Origin of the sequence: Candidatus Pantoea deserta, from assembly GCF_003813865.1 — a bacterium.
Lineage (GTDB): Bacteria > Pseudomonadota > Gammaproteobacteria > Enterobacterales > Enterobacteriaceae > Pantoea > Pantoea deserta.
This window is the reverse complement of the sequence record NZ_RMVG01000036.1, coordinates 1-13788: the sequence shown is the minus strand read 5'-3', so window position 1 is coordinate 13788 and position 13788 is coordinate 1. Positions and strand designations below refer to the sequence as shown.

The following is a 13788-nucleotide window of genomic DNA, read 5'->3' as shown; positions in this document are numbered from 1 at the left end:
TTAAACCGGTGGCGATTCAAGACCTACACTTCAAGACCGGCGCGAAACTGGCCCCATTTCAGCACTGAATTGACACCGACCGATAAAAACGGCTCACGCGGCGTAAGGTTCGGCCCTGGCGAAGCGGTGAGGAAATCAATAAGATCATTGCGCTTACCCGCGATCATATCGGCCAGCAGCTTACCGGTGGCGGTGCCGCGCGTAATGCCCAGACCGTTGCAGCAGAGCGCACCGTAAACGTTGGGTGCCAGCTTGCCGAAAAATCCTTCATGATTTTCAGACAGGCAGATAGCGCCGCTCCAGGTGTATTCAAAATTGACCTGCGGCAGCATGGGAAACCGGCGCTCAAAAGATTTGCGATGGTTCTGGATAAACTGCCGCAGATGTTTTTCGCGTGGACGCCCGTCCGGCTGAAAGCTAAAGCTGTTGCGCACCAGGATGCGGTTATCGGCGGTACGGCGAATGGTGCTGCCGAACGGGTGCGCCGGGATCACGCCCCAGACCAGCTTGCCGCCCAGCGCCGCCTGCTCCTCGTCCGTGAGAGGCCGCGTCAGACTGCCATAAAGGAATGTCGGCAGCAGGCGGCGCTGCAGAAAACCAAAGTGGGAGGCGAAGCCGTTATTGGCGAGGATCAACGTATCGACCGTAATCGCACCTCGCTCATGCATCAGCGTGATGGTGTCGCCGTAGTCTACCGAGGTGATTGGCGTATTTTCATAAAGCGTGACGTTGGCAGGCAAATTGTCCGCCAGCCCCTTTACCAGCGCCGAAGGCTGTAGCAGAAGCGTCCCGGGAATAAACAGTGCCTGCTTGTAGTAGGAAGTGCCAATGTGATCGGGAAGATCCTTGCCAGCAATCATTTCAGCCTCGCGGCCGATTTTCGCCAGCCCACGACGATAGGCTTCCAGAATCGCAATTCCCTGATCGCCGACGGCCGCCTGGTATTTGCCGGACGCCGACATCTGACACTGAATGTTATTCTCCTGCACAATCTGACGCAGATAATCCTGTCCCAGCGTATTCAGCCTGAGCACCCTATTGGCGGTGGTGACGTCGCCGATATAGTCTTTCGCGCCGATATCGTGAGGCACGTCGATGGCGAAGCCTGCATTGCGCCCGGCGGAGCCATATCCCACCTCCTGCGCTTCGATCAGCACCACCTCGTCGTCAGCAAAGTTGAGCGCCAGCTGGCGCGCCGCCGCCAGCCCGGTCAGACCGGCGCCGACAATTCCCCATCGCGCTTTTTTCTGTCCCGCATGCTCAGGACGCGGGGTACGCGCCGGACTGGTATGAAACCATCCCGGCATAGAATCGTCTGCGGGTAAAGAAGTGATCTTTTGCAATTCCGTTACTCCAGTACATTTTTGTAGGGCTGTTGGCCAGCGAGACAGGGCAAACCTGTTTATTCCAGCTAACAGAGTTGAGCCGTTAAATTACGTAAACAGAGATGATCAAATGAAGATTATTTGTATTTTTAATGTATACATGAAGTATAAAATATGAAGCGTGGGAGGAGTTCGTCAACGGCCTGACGAGCCATTTGCGTTCGGTATCGCAAAATTAAAAAAAAGTTGTCTGCGAGGCTAAAAATGAGGAAAAGCAGTGAGGAAAATGCCGCGAAACGTGCTGTTTTATAGCGGCAAGCGCAAACTGGCTGGCAGCAGAATCTGCCAGCTAAACGGTTATTAAATAAATAGGAATTTAAATCAGATGGTCGGCTTTAAGCCCCTGCGGCGCGATAAAGATTTCCATATTTTCCCGAGAAAGCTCCCAGTGTTCGAAAACAAGATCCACCACCGCCTGTTCATCATGTGCTTCTATCGCCGCGATAAAGGCATCGTGGTGATCGGCCGCAAGCTGCAATCGTTGTTCCATATCGCCATTCTGCGGGCGGTAGAAGGTGTGGCCAATACGACAATGATCGATCAGCAACCGTCCCAGGCTGGGCTGAAGATAAGGATTCGCGGCCATTTCGCCCATGATTTCATGGAACCGGTTATTTTCGAGCACCAGCACGGCGGCGTCATGGGTCTGCACCGCTTTGCGAAAACGTTTTTGCGTCTCCTTCAGCGCCTTTAACTGCGCAGGTTTATAGTTCTGTACGGCGAGACGCCCGGTAGCGGCATAGATCATTGGCGCGACCAGAAAAAAGTTACGAAGCGACGCATGGCTCATCGGGATGACGCGCACGCCGCGCTTCTCCACGATTTCAAGATAACCTTCGCCCGCAAGGCGCTGGAAAACTTCGCGTACCGGCGTGCGAGACAGCCCGTACTGCGCTGTCAGACTCGACTCATCCAGCACTTCATCGGGATCCAGTTCCATAGTGAGAATGAGCCGTTTCAGATCTTCATACAACGCCGCCTTTCCTGATCTCACTTCTGCCTCCTGGACGATGACTCATATCAGATAACGCCACGAACGTGATACGCAGCAATGCTGCTATAACCTACAGAAAAAGTATGTATACAGCAAAAATAATCATGCCGTTTTCTTACCGCATAACACAGCTGAAATAACACATTTGAGGCAGGCTTTCATATAGCTGGAAAATATAATGGCAATCTTACTGGCAAATTAAATCGACATTCTGCCGAATGTTTTATCACCTCATATTCCTGGCGGTCTGATAAATAAGCTGCAGCATCGGTTCGGGATCGCGGTCGGGGTGATGACGCAGGATTTCGCTGCGCAGCCAGGTAATCTCTTCGCTGGCAGCCAGCTGAAACGTCGTATTAGTACGCGCCCGCTTAAGCCAGTTCATAATAAACGCATTTTTTTGCCGGTTAGAGCCCACTCTTCCCTGTTTTCGCGACAGACTAACCGCTACCAGCAAACAGAAATAAAAATGCACGCGGACATTGACGTGCTGGAACGCGGCGAAGGGAACCTGTGTCTTCGCTGGCATAGTGATAAGTCTCCAATCATGCTGCCTGCCGCGCAGGCCAGGCAGCTTTTATATGCGGTTCAGGCGTCCTGCGCCGGAACGTCAATCCACAGCGTCTTCAGCTCGGTATACTGGTCGAGTGCGAATACCGATTTATCACGGCCGCCAAACCCTGACTGTTTATACCCGCCAAACGGCGTGGTCGCGTCGCCTTCGCCGAAGCAGTTCACCGTGACGGTGCCGGCCCGCACCGCGCGCGACACGCGGATCGCTCGGTTGAGGCTGCCGGTATAGACCGAGCCCGCCAGACCGTAGTCGGTGTCGTTCGCCAGCGCGATTGCTTCCGCTTCCGTTTTAAAGCTGGTCACACAAAGAATGGGTCCGAAGATCTCTTCGCGGAACAGCGCGCTTTCCGGCGTCACATCGTCGATAATCGTCGGCTGCACGTAAGCGCCCTGCTCGGTGCCGCCACCCTGCAGAATACGCAGCCCTTCGTTGCGCGCCGTCTCCAGATAACTGCTCACCTTACTGAAATGCTCAGCGCTGACCATTGCGCCCAGCCGATTTTTCGGATCGAGCGGATTGCCCATCGGCCATTCCACCAGCTGTTCAGCCATCAGCGCCAGCAGACGCTCTTTCACCTCTTCCTGCACCAGCAGGCGCGAAGTAGCCGAGCAGTTCTCGCCCATATTCCAGAACGCGCCGTTCAGCACGTTAGCCGCCACGCTGGCGAGATCCTCCGCATCGTTAAATACGATGGCCGGGTTTTTGCCGCCGCACTCCAGCACAACTTTCTTCAGGTTGGAGTCTGCGGCATAGCGCAGGAAACGTCGGCCGGTGGCGGTAGAGCCGGTAAAGCTCACCATATCAATGTCCGCATGCAGGCCTATTGGCTCGCCGACCGCTTTGCCCGTGCCGGTGACAATATTCAGCACGCCGGCCGGCAGCCCGGCTTCGACGGCGAGCGCCGCCACGCGCAGCGCGGTTAGCGAGGTCTGTTCAGCAGGTTTGACAATCACCGAGCAGCCGGTCGCCAGCGCCGGCGCAATTTTCCAGGCCAGCATCAGCAGCGGAAAATTCCACGGCAGCACGCAGCCCACGACACCGATCGGCTCGCGTACCACCAGCGCCAGCGCGCCGTTGCCGGTCGGCGCGCTGTGATCGTACAGCTTGTCGATCGCCTCCGCGTGCCACTTCAGCACGTGGATGGTCTCCGGCACGTCGACTGCCAGACATTCGCTGACCGGCTTGCCGCTGTCGAGGCTTTCCATCACCGCCAGCGATTCCAGCTCATGCTCCATCAGCGCCGCCAGCTTCAGCAGCACGGCTTTACGTTCGCCGGGATGTGCCTGGCTCCAGCTGCCCGCCTCAAATGCGGCGCGTGCGCCCGCAACGGCGGCGTTGACGTCGCGGATATCGCAGGCGGCGATGCGCGTCAGAGGCTCGCCGGTCGCCGGGTTGACCGTGGTCAGCGTATCGCCCGACGCCGCTGCGCAAAAGCGCCCGTTGATAAACGCGTTATCAGGCAGGGTGAGTGCTGCGGCGATATGCTCGGCATCGCTCAGGGTTGCTATGTGACTCATGCCCTCTCCTTACGATGCGGTGACCGCAGCCACGTTACGTTTCACGCTCTCAATAACCGCTTTAAGCTGCATCTGCTCTTCCTCATCCAGCGCCTGCAGCGGCGCGCGTACCGGCCCCGCTTTCAGCCCAGCCAGCTCTGAGCCGTACTTGATCGACTGAACAAACTTGCCGCCGTCGAGGAAGTTCATCAGCGGCATCAGCGCTGCCATAATTTTGCGGCCTTTAGCGAAATCTTTTTCCACCACGCAGGCCTCATAAAGCGCCACGTGCTCGCGCGGGATAAAGTTGGAGCCGGCGCAGACCCAGCTGCGAGCGCCCCATGCGAAGAACTCCAGCGCCTGATCGTCCCAGCCGCAGGAGAGCGCAATTTTCGGGAACTGACACGCCAGCAGATGCAGGTTGTTAAAGTCGCCGGAACTCTCTTTAATCGCCACTACGTTGGCGGAGCGACTCACTTCGCGGAAGTAAGTTTCACCCATGCTAATCCCCATACGGCCCGGATAGTTGTAGAGCATGATCGGCAGCTGCGCGGCTTTATCGATGGTCAGGGCGTGATGGGCGTTTTCCCGTTCGGTCGGCAGCGCATAGGGCGGCGAGGTGACCAGAATGGCGTCCGCTTTGTGGTCGCGCGCATGGGTGGCGAAGGTGACAGCATCTTCGGTACGGATGGCTCCGGTGCCGACGATCAACGGCAGCCGTTGACCAATAACCTTACGCGCATGTTCAACCAGCGCCAGACGCTCTTCCGCGCTCTGGGCGTAGTACTCACCGGTTGAGCCGCCAATGATAATGCCGTGTACGCGCGCTTCAATCAGCGACTCCAGCACGTCGGCGAAGGCAGCGAAATCAATGCTGCCGTCGGCGGCGTAAGGGGTAATAGCCGGGGTATAGATGCCTTCAAATGTCAACACAGTAGCCTCCAGGATACATTCAGGTCCGCATACAACCTTAACGGGTTGCGATGTTTAACAATTTGCATAGCCCTGAGAGGCAGGTCAATCCGGCGAGAAAATTTGCATACAATAAAAATACAAAGAAAATACAAAAAAGTAGAATATTTCTACATGAAGGATTTATTTTATCCCTATAAAACAAACAACTAAGTTTTAATTATCCTCGTAGAAATTTTCTAAATGAATTCAGATAACGATCACATTCCCGCATTCTGACCTGCTGAGACATATTTACAGCCTCTGTCAGGAGGCATAGGTTTGTTGCAAGTTTTAACCTGAATTTAACAGGCTCATTGGTCAGTTCGACGAGTAAGCCTGGCTATCAAAGAAGGAAGCGGGTGATGCCCCAGAAAAAAGCAACGCTCATCGGCCTGATTGCCATAGTGCTGTGGAGCGCGATTGTTGGACTGATAAAAAGCGTGAGCGAGGGTTTCGGCGCGGTAGGCGGTGCTGCGCTAATCTACAGCTGCAGCGCCGTACTGCTGCTGTTTACCCTGGGCTTTCCCCGCTTGCGCACCTTTCCCCGACGCTACCTGGTGGTTGGCAGTGTATTATTCGTCTGTTACGAACTCTGCCTGTCGCTGTCACTCGGCTTTACCCATAACGGCCGACAGGCGATTGAGGTCGGGATGGTAAACTATCTCTGGCCGAGCATGACCATTGTGCTGGCGGTCATTGTTAACCGGCAAAAAACCAGCCCGCTGATTATTCCCGGCGTGTTGCTGGCCGTTGCGGGAATATGTCGCGTACTCGGCAGCGAGCATGCTTTTTCAGTTAGCGAAATCGGCAACAATATCATGGATAATCCGCTGAGCTACGGGCTGGCATTTAGCGGCGCGGTAATCTGGGCGATATATTGTGTAGTGACGAAAAAGATCGCCAACGGCAGCAACGGCATTACGCTGTTTTTTATTTTAACCGCACTGACGTTATGGGTGAAATTCCTGCTGTCACCGCAGCCGCCCTTCGCAGTTTCGCCGCTGGTGCTGATTAATCTGGCGCTGGCCGCGATGGCGATGGGTTTCGGCTACGCCGCGTGGAACACAGGTATCCTACACGGCAACGTCAACCTGCTGGCGGCCGCCTCCTACTTCATTCCGATTATCTCTTCCGTGCTGGCCGCTTTTATCTTGAGTTCACACCTGACGATAGCGTTCTGGCAGGGTACGGCGATGGTAAGTCTGGGTTCACTGCTCTGCTGGTGGTCAACCCGCTCGCCTGAGAGTAAGAAAGTGACGCGCGAGGCGTCGTAACTATTACCTGAGAGGGCCGCTGCCCTCTCCGTTACACATGACAATAAAAATATAAATAACCGATTACCCCGCGCCGGAGGAAATACCCTATGACGTTACCGACCTGACATATTTATTTTATCGGCAACAGGATAGCCTGCCGGATAATCTTTTTAACGATCTCACGTCTTATATATCCCGACCCCTTACGTATTTAACGGGGCTGGCGCCCTGCAGCCGTTTTTTCTGGTTAGCCCGCCGTTAATACGCTGGTGAAAAGAGAGGAGCCTGTGATGTCTAATCACATTTCTGTTGAAGATGTACCGCTTAGCCGTTTCCATCGTCTGCTTACCGTACGTTCCGGCGGCGGTTCGTTCGTTGATGGCTACGTGCTGAGCATTATCGGCATCGCCATGACGAAGGTCTCGCCTGCGCTGGGCCTTGACGCCTTTTGGGAGGGGCTTATCGCCGCATCCGCCCTGATCGGCATCTTCTTCGGCGGCTTTATTGGCGGCGCGCTTACTGACCGGCTCGGCAGACGCGTGCTCTATTTCGTCGGCCCGACGCTGTTTATCGTCTGCTCGCTGGCGCAATACTGGGTGCAGAGCGGCGAAATGCTGTTTGCCCTGCGTTTTCTTAACGGTGTCGCGGTCGGTATCGAATATCCGGTCGCCACCGCTTTCCTGGTGGAGTTTCTACCGAAGCGCTATCGCGGCCCCTGCCTGGCGACGCTGACCATTCTCTGGTTTGCCGGCGCGGCGGCGGCCTACCTTACCGGCGAAGCCATTCTGAATTTTGGCGGACCGGACGCCTGGCGTCTGACGCTGGCGAGCACCGCAGTCATCGGCGCGCTGCTGTTCCTGGTGCGTCTCGGCACGCCGGAATCCCCGCGCTGGCTGATGAGCAAAGGACGCGAACAAGAGGCGGAGGCGATTATTAAGCGCGTTTATGGCCACGACTTCGGGCTTAAGAATCTGCCACAGCAGGCGGAGTGCCAGCACCTGTCGTTCGGCAGCCTGCTGCATTCGGGTTACGGTAAGCGTATGGCCTTCGTCACCATATTCTGGACCTGCTCAGTGATCCCGGTGTTCGCCGTCTACGCCTTTGCGCCGCGCGTACTGGAAGCGCTGCACCTTAGCGGCAACTGGGCTTCTTACGGCTCGATCGCCATTACGCTGCTGTTTGTCGTCGGCTGCATTATCGCCACCCGACTGGTGAATTCGCTGGGCCGCCGCAAACTACTGCTGCACAGCTTCCTCTGGTCGGGTCTGGCGCTGTTGCTGCTGGGACTGCTGCGCGACGGGCCGTCAATGGTGATCCTGCTGATGTTTGGCGCCTACGCCCTGTTTATCGGCGGCGCGCAGGTGCTGCAGCTGGTTTATCCAAACGAGATTTTCCCGACGGAAATTCGTGCGGCCGCGGTCGGAGTCGGCACCTCGATGTCGCGCGTAGGCGCCGCTGTCGGCACCTGGCTGGTCCCGATATCGCTGCAGACTATCGGCATCGGCTACACCATGTATATCGCGGCGGGCATTACATTTTTCGGCCTGCTGGTTTCCTGGTTACTGGCGCCTGAAACGGCGGCGCGCAGCCTGGAAGACGCCGCGTCGCTGGACGCGCCGCAGCCGAAGGTAAGCGGCAACCTCTCGAAACGCAGCTCTTGGTAAAACCACAGGGGCGAGTGCCGCCCCTGCTTACTCATTAATAAGCCGTTCGACGTCACGTCGGCGCTTACGGAATGAACCTGGCGTTTCGCCATACTGTTTACGAAACCAGTCGATCAGATGGGACGCGTCGGCGAAACCGGTGGCGGAGGCGATGGCATTCAGGCTGTTGCTGGAATCCGCCATCAGCTTACGCGCCTGCTCCAGCCGCATGCGACGCCAGTACACCGCAGCGGAATAGCCGGTACATTTGGCGAAGATGAGGTTGAGCTGACGGAACGTCACCCCGGCGAACTGTGCCACTTCCGACAATGGCGTAGGCGAGTCGAGATGGTGCTTCATAAACTCAATCACTTTACTCACCAGTTCGTTCTCATAGACATCCGGCTCGCTGACGTTACGCTGCGGTTTTCTTACCGGCGCGGCAGGCTCCTCTACAAGCAGATACTTTAGCACCTTCTGCGACCGCACCAGTCCGCAGTGCTCACGAATGATATCCGCCGCCAGATCGATACCGGTGCCGCCGGGACAGGTAATGATGCCGCCATCTTTAATGTAGGTTTTGTCGATGACCGGAATCGCTTTGGGAAAACGTAGACGAAACTCGTCGCGAGTAGTGAAGTGAATGGCGCATTGACGACCGTCCAGCAGGCCGGCGTTGCCCGCCACAAAGGCACCGCTACAGAGTGTGATGATGGGCACGCCCCGTGCATGTAGCTCGCGTAGATCCTGAAGTAACCAGGGTGGCGACTGGCGCGTGTCTTCCAGCAGTCCGCCAGCCACGACGAAATAATCCCAGCTCTGGCTGAAATCAAGATCGGCTGTCGGCGCAACCGGCAATCCGCAGCTGGCGGTGACTGGCTGGTTGTCGCAGGTCATCCACTGCCAGCGGCAGAAAATTTGACGACTGAAAAAAGATTCGTCCGCCGCAAAGCGCAGCGACTCCACCAGGCCCGCAACGGAGACGAGCGTAAAATGATTCATTAGCAAAAAACCGACGGTAAGATCGGGTTTCGGCTGTGTAAAAATTTCAGGATGCGTCAGGTGTTGCATAGGTATGGAACTCCAGCCTGTTACCCTACTCACTCTTTAGTCGAGCCTTAGATTCAGGTTGCTCACTTCGATAGCGTTTGGGCGGTATTTGCGCCGAAGTGACCAGCCTTTATCAGCCTCCGCATACAGGAGAAAGCTTTGAATTCGAATAACTGATGCCATGCCTGTGGTCATTCAAACCGCTAAAGGACTCTGTTGCACACTTCCTTTATTTGGGTTCTTGCAATCCACCTAACTTGCTCAGAAGACGTTTTAAATCTGCAACATCCTTAACATCCAGATTTTGGGCAATCATCACTTCTGCACTTTTAGCCTGTTCAATCATCAGGTTCAGCATCTCCTCTCCCTGTATGGTCATTGAAACAAGCTTGCGGCGCCGGTTAGCAGGATCCACCTTCACGTGCAGCAGATCATTTTTGACCATGCGATCAATCAGGTAGGTTCCAGTCGCCTTATCAAATCCAGCCCGGCTGCCCAGCGTTTGCTGATCGCAGGTGATTTCTTCCGCCAGCACGACGAGGATAGCGTACTGCACAGCAGACAGTCCCGTATCGACACATTGCGTCCAGCACGTCGTCGAGTACTGACCCGCGCGACGAACCAGGTGCATAAGAGAGCATTCACCGTGCGGCCATAAAGGTGCCGCGATAATGGGATCTGCATGTTGTGACATTCTCTGTCTTGACTCCTGAAAGAGTAATCTTATAGTTTTAACACGAACAGTTCGAACTCAAACAGTAATTTGGGTTGAATCATTAAGCGTCGCGATGAAGCTGTCGCCCACGCCCACCGTCCAGCACAGGCCATTCGATTCAGTACGCATCCTAAACCCTGTTCTTTCTCGCATTTTAGAACAGTTCAGTCTGAACAATAAGTACGACTGATGCCGGGCCACACCGCAAACCGCCTCAATCACGGCTTTAGGAGAGCCTTATGAAATATTACAGTGATTTACGTAGTTTTATTGATGCACTCGACACCATGGGCGACATCATGCATGTCCATCGGGAAGTAGACGGAGACTTTGAACCGAGCGCGATAACCCGCCGCAGCTATGAGATCCAGTCACCTGCCCCCCTGTTCCATAAGGTGAGTGGCGTTGCGCCCGGTTTTCGCCTGTTCGGAGCGCCCGCGGCACTTTCTTCCTGCAAGGAAAAACCCTATGCGCGGGTAGCAATGTCGTTTGGTTTAGCACCAGAATCGACCGGCCCGGAGATTATTGAGGCTTTATCTGCCGCGCGTTCAAAACCAGGCATTCCGCCTGTGCAGGTTGATGCGGCGCAAGCACCCTGTAAACAAAATATTCTTCGCGGTAACGAGGCGAACCTTGATCGTTTTCCTGTTCCATTCGCACACGATAAAGACGGTGGTCGCTATGCCAACACATGGGGCACGCTAATCGTGAAAACACCGGACGGTGAATGGGTAAACTGGTCGATCGCGCGAGTAATGAAGGTGGACGGCAAGCGCATGACAGGACTGATTGTACCGAGTCAGCATATTGGTCAGATCTGGACACAGTGGGTCGAGCGCGGCGAGCTGATGCCCTATGCGCTGGTACAGGGAGCGGCCCCAGCCATCTCATGCGTATCGGGTATTCCCATCCCGGCACAGGCCGATGAAGCAGACTATATCGGCACACTGGCGGGCGAGCCAGTGGCGGTGGTGAAAGCCGAAAGTCTTGATCTCGATGTACCCGCTACCGCCGAAATTGTGATTGAAGGTCATGTTTCCATTACGCGCGACTGTATGGAAGGCCCCTATGGTGAATATGGCGGCTATCTGGGTGAAGGAGCCTCCGCGCAGCCCACTTTCCATGTGGACGTCATTACTCACCGCGATAATCCCATCTGGCCAATGTCGATAACCGGACGCCCGACCGATGAATCACATACGCTATGGGCAATGGGGCTTGCGGCGGACGCGCTTACAACCTTACGTGAAGCCGGACTTCCGGTTAAAACGACATGGATACCGGAAGACTCAGCTGTTCACTGGCTGCTGGTAGTCATGCCGCAGAACTGGCGCGAGCAGCTCCCGGATACCAGCAGCATGGCGCTGGCACAACGCATCGGCGACGAGCTCTTCAAAACCAGCGCCATGGTGTTCATTCCTGAGGTTTATGTCGTGGACGATGACTTTGACCCCACCAATTTACGTGAGGTTGTCTGGGCGATCTCAACGCGTGTGCATCCGACAAGCCGACGTGTAATCTACAATGATCAGCGCGTCATTCGTCTGCCACAGTGTTATGAAGAAGAGGAATACGCCGCCGGTAAAGGGCCGAAAGTGGTGTTCGATACGCTTCAAAGCAAACGCCATCTGCATGCCTCTTTTATCCAGGGCTATCCTGAAGAGGTACAGCAACGCGTACTGAAGAACTGGTAAAAACGTGCTGCCTGATACGGGAAAACATGGCATATCAGGCCGCAATCCCAAAAAAAATGCATCACTGTTGAAGTGATGCAGCAATATTTTCAGGGAATATCCATTACGTTAAGCTTCCAGACCTGCATTGTGCATGCCGCGGCGTAGCGTAAAGTTTACGCCCATGGTAAGTAACGGATCGGGTGGATTCCACTCCGGTTTCGGCAGCGAAAGCAAATAGTTGATAGTGTCATTGCGCTTGCCCGCCAGCCAGTCCGCCAGCATGGTGCCCATAGCGGTACAACGTACGGTTCCCAGCCCATTACACCCAAGAGCGCCGTAAACGTTTTTACGCAATTCACCGAACAGGCTTGAGCCGTTACGCGTCATACCCAGCCCGCCGCCCCAGGTATGTTCGAAATTCACATCCTTCAGCGTCGGAAAACGACGCTCAAAAGAGAGACGATGCGATTCGCGGTATTTCTGGGTATAGCCTGGCTTATAACGGCCGTTTTCGTTAAAGCTAAAGCTATTGCGGATCAAAATACGATTATCGTGTGTACGACGACAGGTCGTGCCAAAGGGGTCTGCAGGAATAATTCCCCAGAAATCCTGGCCTCCGATGCTGTCCTGTTCGGCTTTAGTCAGCGGACGCGTCAGGCTGCCATAGGTGAAAACAGGGAAAATAGTACGTTCGCCAAACCCGAAGTGCGTGCCAAAGGCATTATTCCCCAGTACTAGCTTTTTGGCTTTGATGCGACCCGTAGCATGGTGTAAAACGATTTCTGGCTCATATTCAATCGCAGTGATCGCCGTCTCTTCATACAGCGTCACATTCTGCGGTAAGGTGTCGGCCAGCCCTTTCACGAGGCCCGATGGCTGCACAAGAATGGTGCCTGGCGTATAAAGCGCTTTGCGGTAGAATTTTGTGCCAAAAATGTCTGGCAGGTCATTGCCTTCAATGATTTTACATTTCTGGCCCAGAGCTTCCAGGCCGCCACGATAGGCCTCCAGTACCGCAATACCGCTATCTTCAACCGCTGCCTGATATTTACCTGAATGCCGCATATGTGCTTCGGTAATGTTATGTTCTTCTACCAAGTCCTTCAAAATGCGCTGACCAGTCTGGTTCAGGTTGAGAATATTGCGCGCGATAGTTTTATCGCCTATGTAGTCCGGTGCGCTGATATCGTGCGGGACATCGATCAGAAAGCCCGCATTACGGCCAGATGTGCCAAAGCCGACCTGCTGCGCTTCCACCAGAATCACCTGATCCTGTGGAAAATTCAGCGCCAGCTGCCGGGCCGCAGCGAGGCCGGCGAAACCTGCCCCGATGACTACCCACGGCGCGCTGGCGTCGCCAACAAGAGCCGGTTTTGGCTGCCGCTTCTGACTTGTATGGAACCAGCCAGGCGTTGGATCGTCTGAAGGAAGGGCATCAATCTTCAGCAGATTATCCTGGGGAGGTGGAAGGTTATCGGTCAATAGCGACGCGCCGGCTCCTGCCGCCACTACGCCTGCACCTACGCCTGTGCCGATGATCAATTTCCTTCGAGAAATACCCATTAAACACACTCCTTGATGGTAGACCTTTTAATCATCGCCACTTTTGTACCCCTGACGCAGGCTCCGCTTGCAGCATGTGCCATGGCTGAAATAAATAGCGATGGACAGAAATAGTTACGTTCATTTCACCTGGCTTTTACATCTCACCGCGCTTTGGTAGCCGAGACATCTCTTCCCTCAGCATCATAATTTATATCAAGCAGCTGATAATATTGACTTTTTATCCTAAAAAGCAGTCGAAAAATCTTGATTTGTATTTTTTGTGTATACAAATTATTTCCTTTCGTTAAATTCGTGTCAACCTTGCTATCTGTATGGGTAACAAAGTTGAATAGGCTGGCAGGTACGAAGATGTAGGGATACCGCCGCTTATTTTGCAGGTAAATTAGAGAGGTTGGGCCATTGAGAAGAAGGTGTCTCTGGATAGAACTATGCTATTAACAGGAGCTGACTTGCCGGAGGGAGGCTACATTTCGTACAAA

General features: G+C 54.7%; 11 protein-coding genes. 3 read left to right on the top strand and 8 right to left on the bottom strand.

Going from position 1 to position 13788, the window contains the following annotated elements; all coding sequences use genetic code 11:
* Positions 1-23: 23 nt before the first annotated feature.
* From BBB56_RS22870 to BBB56_RS22850, 5 genes are all read right to left on the bottom strand, one after another.
* The gene (locus BBB56_RS22870) at positions 24-1343 is read right to left on the bottom strand and encodes an NAD(P)/FAD-dependent oxidoreductase (protein WP_123803192.1); all 1320 of its coding nucleotides are present in this window, start codon (positions 1341-1343) and stop codon (positions 24-26) included.
* A 358-nt stretch (positions 1344-1701) separates the two neighbouring features.
* Positions 1702-2379 (bottom strand): GntR family transcriptional regulator, encoded by a 678-nt coding sequence (locus BBB56_RS22865; protein ID WP_123803191.1) that lies wholly within the window; start codon positions 2377-2379, stop codon positions 1702-1704.
* A 226-nt stretch (positions 2380-2605) separates the two neighbouring features.
* Positions 2606-2764: a hypothetical protein gene (locus BBB56_RS23870; RefSeq protein WP_233593096.1), complete on the bottom strand. Its 159-nt coding sequence runs from the start codon at positions 2762-2764 to the stop codon at positions 2606-2608.
* 203 nt (positions 2765-2967) lie between these two features.
* On the bottom strand, positions 2968-4470 hold the full coding sequence (locus tag BBB56_RS22855) for an aldehyde dehydrogenase (protein ID WP_123803189.1): 1503 nt from the start codon (positions 4468-4470) through the stop codon (positions 2968-2970).
* Positions 4471-4479: 9 nt separating this feature from the next.
* Positions 4480-5382, bottom strand: a complete 903-nt coding sequence (locus tag BBB56_RS22850) for a dihydrodipicolinate synthase family protein (RefSeq protein ID WP_199756302.1) — start codon at positions 5380-5382, stop codon at positions 4480-4482.
* A gap of 383 nt (positions 5383-5765) precedes the next feature.
* Here BBB56_RS22850 and yddG point away from each other — a divergent pair, with 383 nt between their 5' ends.
* Positions 5766-6677: an aromatic amino acid DMT transporter YddG gene (gene yddG, locus BBB56_RS22845; RefSeq protein WP_123803188.1), complete on the top strand. Its 912-nt coding sequence runs from the start codon at positions 5766-5768 to the stop codon at positions 6675-6677.
* Between the two features lie 272 nt (positions 6678-6949).
* Positions 6950-8323: an MFS transporter gene (locus tag BBB56_RS22840; protein WP_123803187.1), complete on the top strand. Its 1374-nt coding sequence runs from the start codon at positions 6950-6952 to the stop codon at positions 8321-8323.
* Between the two features lie 27 nt (positions 8324-8350).
* Here BBB56_RS22840 and BBB56_RS22835 read toward each other — a convergent pair whose 3' ends face one another.
* Entirely contained in the window at positions 8351-9373 is a 1023-nt protein-coding gene (locus BBB56_RS22835) for a GlxA family transcriptional regulator (protein WP_123803186.1), read from the bottom strand.
* Between the two features lie 208 nt (positions 9374-9581).
* A complete protein-coding gene (locus BBB56_RS22830; RefSeq protein ID WP_123803185.1) occupies positions 9582-10046 on the bottom strand; it encodes a MarR family winged helix-turn-helix transcriptional regulator in 465 nt (154 codons plus the stop codon).
* A 260-nt stretch (positions 10047-10306) separates the two neighbouring features.
* Between BBB56_RS22830 and BBB56_RS22825 the strand changes: the two genes are divergently transcribed.
* Positions 10307-11761 carry a UbiD family decarboxylase gene (locus BBB56_RS22825; protein WP_123803184.1) on the top strand — a complete coding sequence of 485 codons (1455 nt, stop codon included), beginning with the start codon at positions 10307-10309 and terminating at the stop codon, positions 11759-11761.
* 108 nt (positions 11762-11869) lie between these two features.
* Here the strand turns inward: BBB56_RS22825 and BBB56_RS22820 are convergent, their stop codons facing one another.
* The gene (locus BBB56_RS22820) at positions 11870-13306 is read right to left on the bottom strand and encodes an NAD(P)/FAD-dependent oxidoreductase (RefSeq protein WP_199756301.1); all 1437 of its coding nucleotides are present in this window, start codon (positions 13304-13306) and stop codon (positions 11870-11872) included.
* Positions 13307-13788 lie beyond the last annotated feature (482 nt).